Here is a 16,010-nt window from a genome sequence, read left to right on the forward strand (position 1 = left end):
AAAATATTTATTGCTCACCGAGAGCTGCTTATATACGTAATGCCTGTCCGGCAGAGATTTGTGCCAACATACGCTGGCTCACCTGGTGCAAATCCACCACTTCATCAACGCCACCCATAGCAATCGCTTCACGTGGCATCCCAAAAACCACACAACTTGCTTCATTTTGGGCCAGAGTATAAGCGCCGGCCTGATGGAGTTCCAACATGCCGGCTGCCCCATCATTCCCCATCCCAGTAAGGATTACCCCTACGGCATTTCGCCCGGCGTATTGTGCAACCGAACGGAATAACACATCAACTGATGGACGATGCCGATTAACTGGAGGCCCATCATTTAAACGTACTTGATAGTTTGCCCCACTACGAGCCAGTTCAAGGTGGCGAGCTCCAGGAGCAATATATGCATGCCCAGGAAGCACACGTTCCCCATCTTCTGCTTCTTTCACCGTAATCTGGCATAGCTTGTTCAAGCGCTCAGCGAATGACTTCGTAAAGCCAGGTGGCATGTGCTGTGTAATCAATAGCGCAGGACTTGTTGGCGGCAGGGGCTGTAATACATGTCGTATTGCTTCCGTCCCCCCTGTGGATGCACCAATCGCGATCAGCTTCTCACTACTGAGCAGCGGCATATGCTGAATAATTTTTGTCGGCTCTGCTGCGGTGCTACGTTGCGGCAAACGCGCTTTCGCAGCCATACGAATTTTTTCCGCAATCAGTTCGCTGTATGCCAACATCCCTTCGCGGATACCCAGTTGCGGCTTGGTGACAAAATCAATAGCGCCAAGTTCCAGCGCGCGAAGCGTAATTTCTGAACCCTTTCCCGTCAGCGACGACACCATTACAACAGGCATCGGACGCAGACGCATAAGTTTTTCAAGAAAATCCAGCCCATCCATACGCGGCATTTCAACATCCAGTGTTAATACCTGAGGATTGAATTTTTTAATCAAATCACGAGCAACTAATGGATCTGGTGCGGTCGCGACAACTTCCATATCGGGATGGCTATTAATTATTTCAGTCATGATCTGGCGCATCAGGGCAGAATCATCAACACATAATACTCTTATTTTGCTCATTATCTTTCCTTAGCCAGTCCATATACAGTTTGCCCACGCAAATAGAATTCTCGACTAATCTGGCTGAAATTCTCTGAATGCCCAGCAAATAACAACCCACCCGGTTTAAGCATCGGGACAAATCGACGGAGAATACGCTCTTGGGTTTCTTTATCGAAATAAATCATTACATTGCGACAAAAAATAGCATCGAATGGTGCAGGGACGGACCAATCAGGAGCGAGTAGATTGAGTTGCTGGAAATGCACCATAGACGCAAGTTCCGGGCGGGCTCGAACTAAACCGCTATGCGGCCCGGTGCCGCGTAAAAAAAACTTCTGTAGCTGCTGTGGAGAAAGAGAGCGCAACTCCTCCTGACGGTAGATGCCAGCGGTTGCCTTTTCTAACACTTGAGTATCAATATCACTGGCCCACACCTGACATCCGCTCGCTTTATTACCTAAGACCTCAGCAAGTGTCATCGCCAATGAATAAGGTTCTTCCCCTGTGGAAGCGGCGGTACTCCAGATGGTATAGCCATTTGGACGTTTTCTGGCATGTTCTGCCAATATAGGAAAATGGTGAGCTTCGCGAAAAAACGCCGTCAGATTAGTCGTTAATGCATTAACAAAGGCTTGCCATTCCGCACTGTTAGGATCCGACTCCAAGAGCGCTAAATATTGGCCAAAATCATTGATTCCAAGTAAACGGAGACGTCTAACCAAACGGTTATAAACCATTTCGCGTTTGTGATCGGCCAAGACAATTCCAGCGCGCTGATATATTAATTGGCTGATCCGTCGGAAATGAGTATCCGACAGAGGCAACCGATCAACCATCTGTGTCAGAATAGAGGCAGATTCGGGGCGATTTTGCGATGGTGTGCTTTTCATATCAAACCGCTCGAATAGTGTTTTTTGCTATGGTGTTTTTCAATCTGAACTTTCCTTTACAGCTAACGCAGGTTTTTATTGTCATTCGTCAATTGCTCATCGCATTGCGATTAAAACTGACACTGTATTGGTAATACACACCACAAGTTCTGAAAGCAGAACGCGTAGTATGTCTGTTCTACCAAAGCCACATGCTGTCGGGTGGCGTTGTCCCTTTCATCACAGCCGTGCTACCTGCTTGCTTTGCTCTCTGGCTTTAATACCAAAGTCAACCTCACCCCATCATATCCATAACATAAGTTACAGATTGAACAATACCATGAATTACTCTGCTTCAAAGCACCAAGTGCTATATCACCGTGAATCCAAAATATGCGCAGATAAATTACGACAAGTAAACAATCACCCAGCCACCAACATATAAGCAACTGGGGGATTAGTAGCGGTATTCCTATATTTTAGACTTACTTATAGCCTACACCAAAGTTTTATCAGAACGTCTCCCAGTTATCAGTTGAGGAACCGTCTTTCGCTTTCTGCCCACCCTTCACTGATGGGGCCAACAATGCAGGCTTTTGACCCGTTGTCGCTGGTGTCGCTCTTCTAAACGAACCCGTATCTTCGGACAAGCGGAACACAGCGACAGCCTGGTTCAACACTTTAACTTGTTCTTCCAAAGCAACTGCTGCTGCTGCAGACTCTTCAACCAAGGAAGCGTTCTGTTGCGTTACGCGATCCATTTCAGTAACAGCCTGACCAACCTGATCGATGCCTTTACTTTGCTCATCAGAAGCCGAGGCAATCTCACCCATGATATCTGTTACACGAGTGACTGCACTGACGATTTCACCCATCGTCTCGCCAGCACTTTCAACCAGTACAGAACCTTCATCGACTCGGCCGACAGAATCGTCAATCAGACTTTTAATTTCTTTCGCAGCCTGAGCACTACGCTGTGCTAAATTGCGAACTTCCCCTGCAACAACCGCAAACCCGCGACCCTGCTCCCCTGCTCTGGCAGCTTCAACCGCCGCATTCAGCGCAAGGATGTTGGTTTGGAAAGCAATACCATCAATTACACTAGTAATATCGGCAATTTTTTGCGAACTTCCAGCAATATTGTGCATGGTTTTGACAACATTATCGACAACCTTGCCGCCCTTCTGCGCCGTCTCCGACGCATTTAGTGCCAACTGGCTGGCTTGACGGGCATTTTCCGCATTCTGTTTCACCGTTGCCGTCAGTTGTTCCATGCTGGCAGCCGTTTCTTCTAATGAGGCAGCTTGCTGTTCAGTACGTGAGGAAAGATCGTTATTCCCGGCACTAATTTCTGTCGCGCCAGTGTAGATAGCATCAGCACCTTGTCGGACTGCACTCACCGTTGAAACAAACTCACTTTGCATATGGCGAATACTATCAGCGAGAATCCCCATTTCATTGCTGCTATGAAAATTGGTTGTTTTTGTCAAATCACCTTTCGCAATATGACGAATATGTTCAACAATATTATTTAGCGGCCTAATCAATAGTTGCTGAATACCAATCCAGGAAATCAGGGCTAACGCAAAAACCAACACGATAATGAAGCCAAGTATCCAAAGCGCCGAATCATAAGCTTCATCATTTTTAGCTATGCCAGCCTGATAAAGCTTGTCGCTTTCGGCTTTATAGGTGTAATACGCTTTTTCAAAGTTGTCCTGAAAACGCTGTGTCGGCTGATCAATAAATTTCTTAAATTCTCCCGCATTCAAAAACTGAATTAACTCAATCAACGCACCATTCAGGGCCACATAATTCTCTTTTACATCCCGAGTAACACTTTCACTCTGACGCGCATCCTGCGGCACTTTCTCATATCGTGAGAAAAAATCGTTTGCTACAGACAGTTGCTTCTGAGCAGAAGCTAAAAGTTCTTTACCCCCGACCCCAGCGCCCGTACCGCTGGCATCAAGGGCAAAACGTGTTCCCGCGCGGTTAAGTGTATTGCGCGTCTGTAATAAATATGACCATGCTGAATCCAGCTCAGAACGCTTCTGGTTAATAACCTGAGTTGAACTGAAGATATCCTTATCATTTTTTAATGCACTAAAAAATAAACCACCAGAAATAAGCTGAAGGGCTCCAAACAACACCAACACAAGCATCAAACCTGTGACAACTTTCATACGGTTAAACATACAACGCCTTTTGAGTAAAGCAACCACCGGTAGTATCGGCATTATTCTGGATATCTTTACGAATTTCTGAACTGACAAGGATATGGCTAAGGAAGGTTTTCGGGGCTACTCTCGTAGCCCCTGAAGGCCGATAGATTAGGCTTTCAATACACTATCAACCAGCGCCATTTCTTCGCTGCTCAACAGTTTTTCGATATCAACCAAAATCAGCATTCTCTCACCCAGAGAACCCAAACCAGTCAGGTACTCTGTTGACAGGGTTACGGCAAACTCTGGTGCTGGTCGAATTTGATCCGCTGTCAATGACAATACATCAGACACACCATCTACAACGATGCCGACAACACGCTGACCAAGGTTCAGAACAATGACAACCGTGTTGTCATCGTATTCAACATCTTGCTTGGCAAATTTAATACGCAAGTCAACGATCGGAACAATAACACCACGTAGATTGGTCACACCTTTAATGAAAGAAGGCGTGTTGGCGATACGCGTTACCTGGTCATAACCGCGAATTTCTTGTACTTTTAAAATATCAACGCCGTACTCTTCGTCACCCAGCGTAAAAATCAGGAATTCCTGTCCTACGGTTTCGCCAGTTAATTTGGTGACGCTTGCAAGTCCAGTCATGTTTTCCACCCTTTATTAACGATCTGTTTTATTAAGCAGCAGTTTCAACCACACGCTTTTCACGATTAAGCGCTTGTAACGCCGAAACATCCACAATCAGCGCAACGCTACCATCACCAAGAATGGTAGCGGCTGAAACGCCTGGTACCTTGCGATAATTACTTTCCAAGTTTTTGACGACAACCTGATGTTGCCCAATCAACTGATCGACCAACAAGGCATAACGTCGCCCCGCACTCTGCAAAATAACAACTATACCCTGGGTAGCATCCGTTTTAGCGCCATCCACATCAAAGATGTGGAATAGTTCAACGAGAGGTAAATATTCACCACGGACTTGTAGTACGCGCTCACCACCAGCTAACGGGTACAGGTCTTCCGACTGAGGTTGCAAAGATTCCATCACAGCGTTAAGCGGCAGAATAAAGACCTCGTTGTTAACTTTAACGGACATGCCATCAAGGATGGCCAACGTTAATGGCAACAAAATTCTTATCGTTGTGCCTTTTCCAGCCTGGAAGTGGATTTCAACATGTCCGCCCATTTCCTGGATATTTCGCTTAACGACGTCCATGCCGACACCACGACCAGAAACGTCCGTAACCTTCTCAGCAGTCGAGAAACCAGGGGCAAAAATCAGCATCCCCACATCTTCATCAGACATTGCATCGCTCACTGCTAACCCTTGAGACAAGGCTTTAGCAAGAATTCTTTCGCGATTTAGCCCAGCCCCATCGTCGATAACCTCAATGCAGATGTTACCGCCCTGATGTTCCGCAGAAAGCGTCAGATTACCCACAGCATGCTTACCTGCAGCAACGCGTTTATCTGGAGACTCAATACCGTGATCGAGGCTGTTACGCACCAAGTGTGTCAGAGGATCGATAATACGTTCGATCAAACTCTTATCCAACTCAGTCGAACTCCCCATCAGCGTTAGCTCGACCTGCTTATCCAATTTGGCAGCCAAATCACGCACCAAACGAGGGAAACGGCTAAATACATACTCCATTGGCATCATACGGATGGACATAACCGACTCTTGCAGATCGCGAGCGTTACGTTCCAACTGCCCCATACTGTTGAGCAGATCGCCGTGCGCCACAGGGTCGAGCTCGCTTGAACGCTGTGCCAGCATAGATTGCGTAATCACTAACTCACCAACGAGGTTGATAAGTTGGTCAACCTTCTCAACCGCTACACGAATACTGGTATCACCGGTTTTTGCTTTATTTTTTCCATTTTCCGGAGCAGATTGCGGTTTTGCTACAACGGGTGCAGGCGCTGCTGTGACTAGCGCGACTGGCGCTTCAACAGCAGCCGATATTTCCACGACTTCAGCGGCAACGGGTTGGCTGGCTACGGCAGGCTTGAAGCTGATTTGCTCGGGTTCAAGAACAAAGCACAACACAGCGCTAATATCGTCTTCACTTTCAGACGTAACTAATGTCACTTCCACGCTAGTGTCAGTCTGGTGAGGATCTTTAACGGTCCCCAGATTGCCAAGTTCTTCCAGCATCTGAGGTATTTCCTGAGATTTCAGGCCGGTTAATGCGATACGCATTTCACCTTTACCTACATCATTAGATGTTGGGCTAACAGAGTGCAGTGCGGCATCAGGCTGAGTCGTGTCGCCATCGGCTTTAGACTCCAGAGCGAGCTGGCGCAGGGCCTGACAGATATACTCAAAGCTTTCAGCATTGGGTTCCTGTGCGGTTTTATAAGCGTCCAACTGATCCTGCATGATGTCTTTTGTTTCCAGAAACAGGTTGATGATATCAGTGCTAAGACGCATTTCGCCGCGTCTTGCCCCATCGAGTAGATTCTCTAAAAGGTGCGTAGTTTCCTGCAATACCTTAAAACCGAATGTGCCAGCGCCCCCTTTGATGGAGTGAGCGGCTCGGAAAATTGCATTCAATTGTTCGGTATCAGGCTCTGAAGGATCCAACAACAATAAGTGTTGTTCCATATCTGCCAGTAATTCATCTGCTTCATCAAAGAAAGTTTGATAGAAAGCACTCATGTCCATGCTCACGTGGTCACCTCAGCTGTGAATCGCGGCTTATTGAGAAGGCGTCGCCTGGCTATCCGGCGCAGCAGGCAACGCAGTAGTTGGCTGTTGGCGCTCTGGAGCAGGAACTCCATTTGTTGGTTGCGGCAATGCTTCGCCACTTCCACTCGTATTGTTATCATTATTTTCGGCAGTCGGCGTGGTAGGTTTAGGCTTATCCAACCCCATATTTTGTAAATTTTCTGCTTTGTCTATATTTACAGCAGTGCTTTCTGCATTTTCTTCTTCAATATCTTTCTGAGCTTGTTTGCTCAATACCAGAAGACTGATGCGTCGATTAATCGCATCATTCCCACTTGTCGCCTGTTTGAGGCTCATTGTCGCAGCCATACCCACAACGCGCAAAACTTTTCCATCAGACAAACCACCAAAAGTAAGCTCCCGGCGTGATGCATTGGCACGATCTGCAGATAACTCCCAGTTACTATAGCCGCGCTCCCCTGTCGTATACTGAACATCATCGGTATGACCTGAAATGCTCAGTTTATTGGGAAAATCATTCAGAATAGGCGCTATCGCACGCAGGATATCCCGCATATAAGGCTCAACCTGCGCGCTCCCGGTTTTAAACATTGGACGGTTTTGGCTATCAATGATTTGGATACGCAACCCTTCCTCAATCATTTCAATCAGCAAATGTGGACGGAGTGCGCGTAATCGGGGATCTGCCTCAATTAACTGATCCAAGCGCTCACGCAATTTATTGAGTCGAGCCTCATCCAGTTTCTTTTCTACGTTATCCGTTTTGATGGTCTTTTTCACTTCACCATCTTGTTGAGTTGGATCATTTCCCCCACCAGGAATCGGGCTGGAACTATCGCTTGATTTAGAGCCAGAAGTTAATGCAACTTTTAGTGGGGTACGAAAATACTCCGCGATTTGAGCCAACTGCATAGGCGTAGAAATTGCGATAAGCCACATAACCAAAAACAACGCCATCATTGCTGTCATAAAGTCAGCGTAGGCAATCTTCCAAGAGCCACCATGGTGCCCCCCATGCCCAGATTTGCGCTTTTTGCGAATAATGGGATGCTGATGTTTCATGCGTTACTATCCGACGCTTGCTGGGTCGGCGATTTTACACGACGAATATGCTCTTCCAATTCCGTGAAAGAAGGGCGCTCCGTTGAGTACAGCGTTTTACGCCCAAATTCGACCGCAATTTGCGGGGCATAACCATTAAGGCTCGACAGCAAAGTAACTTTAACGCACTGTAATACTTTGATTTTTTCTGCATTTTTCTGGCGTAGTAAGGCTGCTAATGGAGAGACAAAACCATAAGCGAGGAGGATACCAAGAAAAGTTCCCACCATAGCATGTGCAATCATCATCCCTAACTCAGCAGCAGGCCGATCAACATAGGCTAATGAGTGAACAACGCCCATAACGGCAGCGACAATACCAAACGCCGGGAGGCCGTCCCCCATCATCGTCAAACTGCTCGCAGGGATTTCACTTTCGTGTTCAATCGTTTCGATCTCTTCGTCCATCAACGTTTCAATCTCAAACGCATTCATATTACCACTGACCATCAAACGCAAATAATCGGTGATAAACTCAACAATGTTACTGTCAGAAAGGATATTCGGATAACTTGAGAAGATTTCGCTCTCACGAGGATTATCAATATCAAACTCTAGCGAAAGCATCCCTTGCTGGCGAGACTTAGCCATCACTCGAAAGAGTAAGGCCATGAGATCCATATACAGTGCTTTGTTGTATTTAGAACCTTTAAATAAAAGAGGTAACGCACGTACTGTTGCTTTTATCGCCTTTCCATTATTACCGACAATGAAAGCACCTAGCGCTGCGCCACCGATGATCAGTAGCTCCGAAGGCTGATAAAGAGCCCCCAAAGCCCCACCGACCATGAGATAACCGCCGAGTATCGAGGCCACAATTACGATATAACCCAATATAACCAGCACAAGAAATCCTTATATAAAAAAGGTGGCGGAAGGTGAGATAAAACTGCGGAACCGTAGCCAAGACGTTCCTGAGGAAGAAATCTATCACTGCTTTCACAACCAACAGTGATAGATTCACAAATCGCGCTACAGGCTCAGACTGCGTGTTTTACCTGTTCATCCAGCAGTTGAGGTATTATATCGGCAAGGTTTTGCGAAAGTTTACGCCTTTTTACCGCTCTAGAAGGTGGTTGGCACAAACTACAAACAAAACTGTTTTTAGGTTGATGGGCGTGAGTAATAAACATCCCTTTACAGCAATTGCATGACGACAGTTGCAGCATACCGCTGTCAACAAACCGAACTAATGTCCAAGCCCGAGTCAATGCCAACAGTGGAGAATCGCTCTGCGGAGCACACTGTTCTAGGTACAATCGATAAGATTTAATAACTGCTTCAACACCGCTGCACTGCCCATTCTTGATTAAAAAACTGTACGCGTTGTAAAACATTGATGAATGAATATTCTGTTCCCAGGTCATAAACCAATCCGTTGAAAAAGGTAACATTCCCTTTGGTGGCGGACTTCCTCTAAGTTCTTTATACAGTTTGATCAAACGCCCGCGGCTTAACTGAGTCTCACTTTCTAACATCTGTAAACGAGCACCGAGCGAAATGAGCTCCATCGCCAACTGGATATCTTTCGCTTCCTGAACAATACTTTTCTCCGCCATTACTTATGCCCTTTTCTTAGGCAGGTTTTCTTCTTTCGAAGTTAACTGTTGTAATAAGTGGCTCGACAACAAAATCCCAGTATGAATTTGCTGTAAATCATCCACACGTGATTCCTGAGTCAAGATTTTGATTGTATTGTGATCGTTAAAACGGAAATGGCATATTAGTTGGTTAGTTTCTGCCAACTTCACCATCTGCGGCAGAGTCAGTTGCATCAAGATATCTGCCATTTCGTCATTGATTCCCAGACGAAACATCGCAGAAGCTTTTTCATCATTAATTAAGCGTTGCGCCAGTAACAAATAAGACAGATTAATGTCATAAATGTGTTTGAGTAATTCAGAGGTACCCATATTTCCCATCCCGACAGGCTATGTTTAAAACATAAGTTAGGTGATAGACCATATCGCCCAGTTCGAAAATCACTCTCCATTGATGGCATAAAAAACTATCGGTGCCAGATACTGCAAGTTACTACTTCATCATTTCTTATTTGGGCAATCACGACTTGCCAACTTCAGTCAACTTTAACGCATCACGCGGAGAATTCGTCCATCCGTTGCTTTCCAAGTCCTTCGCTGAAGACTCGCTCCGACCAAAAGCATAGGATTAATCCTAAAGCAGCGCAACTGTACCGCCTAATCCGTAGCACACACAACGCGACCGAAGGAAAATTTTAGCAATTATGTGATCAACATCACAAAAATGAAAGCACTATGAGTCAACCCGTATCTGATCAGGTCACTTTTATGCATATTTTTGCACCAAAAACGCGCACTAAACGTCACAAAAAAAAGCATTGAAAATAATAAAAAAGAAACAATTTGGCTGCTATATAAATGATAGATATACAAAAAACCCGCTATACCCAACATACGTACCGTTATGTAAGTCTATACCTTTCATGAGAAACTTACACTTTTTCCCCGAAAAACTCTTAACGATATGTTTTGATGCAAAATTCACCTATTTTTCGCCAAAATGTAGTTACAACGATGACAAAGCATATGAATATTAAAAACAAAAAAACGATCTAATCAATTGATATTAAATGAAATAATAAACTATCAGGGCCGATTGTAAAAGCTGCGGTATGGCGTTATACAAATCATTTCCCGATCACATTTTTGTAACCCGGTTAACCAGCCAAATGCCTGAACACACTAAGACAAGTGCAAAGATATATTTCCACTCCAGGATGCTTTCATTGAGAAACAACGCTGACAACAGAGTACCAGATACCGGAATGAGAAAGTTAAATGGCGCAACCATACCGACCCGATTATATTTCAGCAATTGGCTCCATAATGAAAAAGCGATTGAAGAGAGTAAAATAAGGTAACCTAGCATCAGCACAGCTTTCCAATCGGGTATGACGAGCGATCCACCGCTACCATATCCTGACACGATTAAAATAACTCCGCCAATCGCTAATTGATAACCCGTCATAATAGTTGGATCCATCGTTTGTGATATCCGCTTGCCATATATGGTCGATGCCGATAAAATAAACGCAGCAATAACAACGAATCCATCACCTAGCAGCGTAAAACCGATGCTCATTTCATTACTGCTAATATTAACGGCCATTACACCAGCGAAACCTAATATACAGCCAATTAGCTTATTGCCGTTTAATTTGTCATTCTGGTATAAATAATGAGCAAGTAGTACACTGAAGAAAGTACTGGTTGCATTCATTATTGAACCTTTAACGCCGGTGGTATAAGCCAGACCTATATAGAAAAAAACATACTGCAATGATGTTTGAAACGTCCCCAAGATTGTCAGTTGGGCTAACTGCTTACGTTGAAAGCGCCCAATAGACCGACCACTTAACACCGCAAGCACCAACAGTAACAGTCCCGCAAGCGCGAAACGGTAGCCTGCAAAAACAAGTTTCCCTGGAATATCATTATCCGCAATATGAAACAGCTCATAGCCATTTTTAATGGCCGGATAAGCACTCCCCCATAGTAAACAACATAATGTGGCGATAAAAAAAACAATTTTTTTATCAGAAAAAAAATGCTTCCGCTTTTCCAAGAAAAATCCCTCCGAAGATAAAGCCTACATAATAGCGTTGAACCCTAGACAAATAAAGTTAGAAGGTCAGTCGTCCTTTATTTTTCATTATCAATTTGTATGATTTCACACCACGAAATTTTATTTTCTTTTTAAAGCATTAAAAACGTGATCGAGATCGCATTGAATTTGATTAAGGTTTCTCAATATATGCCGATTATCTTTTACATTGGTTGTTTAGCTAATGGATTATCATTAATGTAGACACTAAAACCTAAACGCCAACAGCACGGCTACTGGCACGCTAAATCATAATTTCCTGAAAATGAGCGAATAAATATGAAAATAACCTCAAGGTCTGAGCAACATGTCGAGGCTGGCATGCTGAGCAATTTACGGCTAGTTCCCTTATTCGTCATTATTTTGGGTGGTATCATGCTGTTATTTGCAGCATCTATCGGCGCATCCAGCTACTTTTTACAGAGCAGTAACCAGTCATTAAATGACGTCACACAAGAAATCGATACCCGAATGGGGATCTCAAACAGCTCCAACCACCTTCGCACCGCTCGGCTGTTGTTAATTCAAGCCGCTGCGGCAGCGCGTATCGGTGACTCTCAGGTATTCAATGACAACCTGACACAGGCTCAACAGCGTCTAGAACAGTCAAAAAAAGCATTCCTTGTCTACGAACAGCGCCCAGTTAAAACGCCTCAGGACATGGCTCTGGACGAAGATTTACGCAAATCCTATGATGCGTATGTCAATCAAGGCCTTATGTTGATGTTCACGGCAGCAAAACAAGGGCTATTTGAAGAAGTCATCACCCTTGAATCCGAAGAAACACGGATTTTAGATTTGGCCTATAACAAATATCTACTCGAAGCTGTCGCCTATCGCACGCAAAGAGCTAAAGAATTAAACGAAACCGCACATAAAAACGCGCTACTCGGATATTCGTTGATGGGAGGCAGTTTCGCTCTGGCCACCATTTTAACACTTCTGACATTCTTCCTTCTGAGAGGTGTCCTCATCAAACCAATGAACCAACTGGTTATGAGAATTCAACGCATTGCGCAGGGCGATCTGACTCAAGTGTCGGACCGTTATGGCAAGAATGAAATCGGTACGCTAGCCAGTAACGTTCACCAAATGCAATCTTCGTTGGTCACAACCGTCACTACCGTTCGGGAAAGCGCAGACTCTATTTACCAAGGTTCGACGGAGATTTCATCCGGTAACACAGACCTTTCCTCACGTACCGAACAGCAAGCGGCGGCGCTTGAACAGACCGCGGCAAGCATGGAACAACTAACCGCAACCGTGAAACAAAACTCAGAAAATGCGCACCATGCAAGCCAACTCGCAGCGAACGCCTCAGGGAAAGCCAAGCAAGGTGGAGAGATTGTTGCAAACGTGGTCAATACAATGAACAACATTTCGGGTAGCTCAAAGAAAATATCTGAAATTACCAGCGTCATTAACAGCATTGCTTTTCAAACGAATATTCTTGCGCTGAATGCAGCGGTTGAAGCAGCCAGAGCGGGCGAACAAGGTCGTGGTTTCGCCGTCGTCGCCAGTGAAGTTCGCAGCCTCGCACAACGTAGTGCGCAAGCAGCAAAAGAGATAGAAACGCTGATTTCCGAATCAGTCAATCTGGTTAATAGCGGCTCTGTTTTGGTTGATAACGCGGGTCAAACAATGAAAGAGATCGTCGATGCCGTCACTAATGTCACCGACATCATGGGTGAAATTGCATCAGCATCTGACGAACAAAGCCGGGGGATAACCCAGGTCGGCCAAGCGATATCTGAAATGGATAGCGTGACACAGCAGAACGCTGCGCTCGTTCAGGAAGCCAGTGCCGCAGCGGCATCGCTAGAAGAGCAAGCGGCATTGCTAACCCGTGCAGTTGCAACATTTAAGTTATCTAGCCATTTATCAAGTGCCCCATCTCCCGCGCGGCCAAACGCTCTGGCCACGAAGGGCCGTTCATCACTAGCCCTTCCCCGTCAAACCAATACGGAAAACGGTAACTGGGAAACGTTCTAATTCTGCCTACTAGAATAACGGCGGGCATTGTTCACTCGGACAGTGCCCGTAGGTTGGTATATTCCCTGTTACTCTTTTTCCAGCAATGTTGTTGGCTCAACAAACGTACCATCCTTACTGTCAACCTCATTGAAAAACCAGATACCAGCAGGGTAATCGTTTAATGCAACTAAATACATTATCCCTTCCTGAAACGTTTCCACAGCCAGAACTACCCCTTCCCTACGAGCCTTCCCATCGGTTTTAACAGTAACCAGATCATTAACTTTCATAAATTTATCTCAAAATAGCTTCTAACATCAAAAGAACGGCATTATCATTTACACTGACGGAAATAACAGTACCTATATGAAATGATTAGTTTTATTTATTTTTAGCAACAACATGCTAACCCTCTCTGTCATTAAAAAAATTGATCATTTCTACCTTAGTACACCCGACATATTCGCAAAAGAGATGAAAAATTGAACGAACTACGGAACGTGGATGAACAGAGAGATAACGGTGAGCAGGACTACAATCAAGTCGTAACATCAGAATGGATGCAACTGATAACCACAACCTCACAAAAATCTTTTAACCTCCTGCAAACTCTCGCCGCACAAAAAGCATCCGACTTCGCTGACAAGTTCTACTCCTACATGCTTAAAGATCAGGAGGCTTCTCTTTTTCTTTCAAGCCAGCAAGTCCATGATCGACTTCATGGGTCTATGAGCAAATGGATAGTAGACATTCTAACCAATACTGGGAACCACCTAACAGATTTGATCAACTATCAAAGGAAAATTGGTCAGATTCATGCGCGTATTGGCATTCCTGTCGATCTGGTTGAACGTGGAGCCCGACGCCTAAAATGGCAACTCTATGAAGACATTGCGCAAGTGGCAGATGATAAAGCGCTATGTTTTGATGCTATGCGTTACGCCTCTATTTCCATGGATATTGCCATAGAAATAATGAATAAAACATATTCACAATCGCACGATCTGGCGGCCAAAAACGAAGAGTCCTATCGGTTATTTTCTATTCTGGAAAATGCCAGCATGGAGAGAGAGCGACAGAATGCATCACTGCTCAATTGGGAAAATGCTTTTATTTTTAGCGTTGCTACCGGTACACCCCTTTCCAGTATCCAGGATCTGAGTGATTCGGAATTCGGTCTGTGGTTTAACCATAAAGGAAAATCTAGTTTCAGTAACATTCAGGGAATACGGACTATCGCTACAATCATAACCGAAACTGATGACTACATTCGCAACTACAGCAATACCCCACTACTAACACAGCAAGATTACGCCCCACTGCTTAAAGCCGTCAGAAGCAAAATTTATAAAATAAATATGCTGTTGGGATCGCTATTTGACGAAGTCCAAAAACTGGAAAGTGGTAAGGATACACTAACCCTCTTACTAAATCGCCGCTTCCTGCCCACCATTCTTCGACATGAAATATCGCTGACAATGCATTCAAATACGCCACTCAGCATCGCCATGATTGATATTGACCACTTTAAATCCGTCAATGACACCTATGGTCATACCGCTGGCGATAACATTTTAAAGCGGATTGCGGAAATTCTGTATGAGAACACAAGGAACAGCGATTATGTTTTCCGTTATGGAGGAGAAGAATTCATGATCGTGCTCATAGAAACACCCAAAGTCGCCGCCCACACCATCATCGAACGATTGAGAAAGAAAATTCAGGATCACACGATTCATCTCCAAAACGGAGAAAGCGTGACAATGACCATAAGTGCAGGCATCGCCGTGTATAGTGGCCATCCAGATTATGAATGTCTGATAAAGGCAGCAGACGATGCGCTTTATCAAGCCAAGGCAAACGGCAGAAACAGAATCGAATACGCGCAGGAATAGCTATTCTGGCTTATTGCAAATCTGCGTTTCAAGCCACGCCTGAAAAAGAATAGTGAGCCATTCGTTATCGTAGGTTTGCATCATTCCCCTTGCCAAACAGAAAAATTTGCCTGCATTGAACAAATTCACAGCATAAAAATGATAAAGCAACGATTTTACTAACCAACCCGCCAGAAATTTGATACATATTCAATAAATAAGCATGATCGTCGACAATGCGTCATGCAGTAAATTTTTTATAATTTAATCTTATTTTACGCAGGAGAGGAACAAGCATTGCAGCGACAGCAGGTTTCATCGTCACGAATTGATTTCATTGGGTATGACCTAAAGACGCACACCCTTGAGATAACGTTTCATAACAAAGATATCTATCAATATGTTGGCGTGCCCGAATCTATCTATAAAAAATTTATTTCTGACGCTGTCGTCTCTAAAGGTCGTTTCTTTGATGGCGTAATAAAAGATAAATTCTTATGCAGAAAAGTCCGATAGGTTGAATGCTATCGATTTAGCAGATACCTAATGCAAAGGCATTTCATCACCGGATTTCAACGTGAATCGGGTAAATTGTCTCTTC

At 44.6% G+C, this 16,010-nt stretch carries 14 protein-coding genes; 3 read left to right on the forward strand and 11 right to left on the reverse strand.

Features of this window, described 5'->3' with window-relative positions; genetic code table 11:
- Positions 1 to 28: 28 nt before the first annotated feature.
- From A7983_RS22250 to A7983_RS22295, 10 genes are all read right to left on the reverse strand, one after another.
- Positions 29 to 1,081: a protein-glutamate methylesterase/protein-glutamine glutaminase gene (locus A7983_RS22250; RefSeq protein WP_005970716.1), complete on the reverse strand. Its 1,053-nt coding sequence runs from the start codon at positions 1,079 to 1,081 to the stop codon at positions 29 to 31.
- Positions 1,081 to 1,953: a protein-glutamate O-methyltransferase CheR gene (gene cheR / locus A7983_RS22255; RefSeq protein WP_005970718.1), complete on the reverse strand. Its 873-nt coding sequence runs from the start codon at positions 1,951 to 1,953 to the stop codon at positions 1,081 to 1,083. The genes A7983_RS22250 and cheR overlap by 1 nt, the downstream gene beginning before the upstream one ends.
- Before the next feature lie 491 nt (positions 1,954 to 2,444).
- Entirely contained in the window at positions 2,445 to 4,130 is a 1,686-nt protein-coding gene (locus A7983_RS22260) for a methyl-accepting chemotaxis protein (RefSeq protein WP_005970721.1), read from the reverse strand.
- A gap of 135 nt (positions 4,131 to 4,265) precedes the next feature.
- Complete coding sequence (cheW, locus tag A7983_RS22265) at positions 4,266 to 4,763, reverse strand: chemotaxis protein CheW (RefSeq protein ID WP_005970723.1); 498 nt, start codon at positions 4,761 to 4,763, stop codon at positions 4,266 to 4,268.
- 31 nt (positions 4,764 to 4,794) lie between these two features.
- Complete coding sequence (gene cheA, locus A7983_RS22270; RefSeq protein WP_005970724.1) at positions 4,795 to 6,786, reverse strand: chemotaxis protein CheA; 1,992 nt, start codon at positions 6,784 to 6,786, stop codon at positions 4,795 to 4,797.
- Positions 6,787 to 6,825: 39 nt separating this feature from the next.
- Complete coding sequence (motB, locus tag A7983_RS22275) at positions 6,826 to 7,878, reverse strand: flagellar motor protein MotB (protein ID WP_005970726.1); 1,053 nt, start codon at positions 7,876 to 7,878, stop codon at positions 6,826 to 6,828.
- Entirely contained in the window at positions 7,875 to 8,762 is an 888-nt protein-coding gene (motA, locus tag A7983_RS22280; protein WP_005970728.1) for a flagellar motor stator protein MotA, read from the reverse strand. The genes motB and motA overlap by 4 nt, the downstream gene beginning before the upstream one ends.
- Before the next feature lie 134 nt (positions 8,763 to 8,896).
- A complete protein-coding gene (gene flhC, locus A7983_RS22285) occupies positions 8,897 to 9,475 on the reverse strand; it encodes a flagellar transcriptional regulator FlhC (RefSeq protein WP_005970730.1) in 579 nt (192 codons plus the stop codon).
- 3 nt (positions 9,476 to 9,478) lie between these two features.
- Positions 9,479 to 9,829, reverse strand: coding sequence for a flagellar transcriptional regulator FlhD (gene flhD, locus A7983_RS22290; RefSeq protein ID WP_005970732.1), 351 nt, complete (start codon positions 9,827 to 9,829; stop codon positions 9,479 to 9,481).
- A gap of 766 nt (positions 9,830 to 10,595) precedes the next feature.
- Positions 10,596 to 11,522 (reverse strand): DMT family transporter, encoded by a 927-nt coding sequence (locus tag A7983_RS22295; protein ID WP_005970734.1) that lies wholly within the window; start codon positions 11,520 to 11,522, stop codon positions 10,596 to 10,598.
- Between the two features lie 318 nt (positions 11,523 to 11,840).
- On the opposite strand from A7983_RS22295, the gene A7983_RS22300 reads away from it, so the two are divergent.
- Positions 11,841 to 13,553, forward strand: coding sequence for a methyl-accepting chemotaxis protein (locus tag A7983_RS22300; RefSeq protein WP_043885431.1), 1,713 nt, complete (start codon positions 11,841 to 11,843; stop codon positions 13,551 to 13,553).
- Positions 13,554 to 13,621: 68 nt separating this feature from the next.
- Here the strand turns inward: A7983_RS22300 and dsrB are convergent, their stop codons facing one another.
- Entirely contained in the window at positions 13,622 to 13,825 is a 204-nt protein-coding gene (dsrB, locus tag A7983_RS22305; protein ID WP_005970738.1) for a protein DsrB, read from the reverse strand.
- Between the two features lie 210 nt (positions 13,826 to 14,035).
- On the opposite strand from dsrB, the gene A7983_RS22310 reads away from it, so the two are divergent.
- Together A7983_RS22310 and A7983_RS23750 are read left to right on the forward strand one after the other, a co-directional pair.
- A complete protein-coding gene (locus A7983_RS22310) occupies positions 14,036 to 15,430 on the forward strand; it encodes a diguanylate cyclase (RefSeq protein ID WP_235778046.1) in 1,395 nt (464 codons plus the stop codon).
- Positions 15,431 to 15,706: 276 nt separating this feature from the next.
- The gene (locus tag A7983_RS23750; protein WP_039478652.1) at positions 15,707 to 15,925 is read left to right on the forward strand and encodes a KTSC domain-containing protein; all 219 of its coding nucleotides are present in this window, start codon (positions 15,707 to 15,709) and stop codon (positions 15,923 to 15,925) included.
- Positions 15,926 to 16,010: the final 85 nt, after the last annotated feature.

The sequence above is a fragment of the Pectobacterium wasabiae CFBP 3304 genome (assembly GCF_001742185.1).
Lineage (GTDB): Bacteria > Pseudomonadota > Gammaproteobacteria > Enterobacterales > Enterobacteriaceae > Pectobacterium > Pectobacterium wasabiae.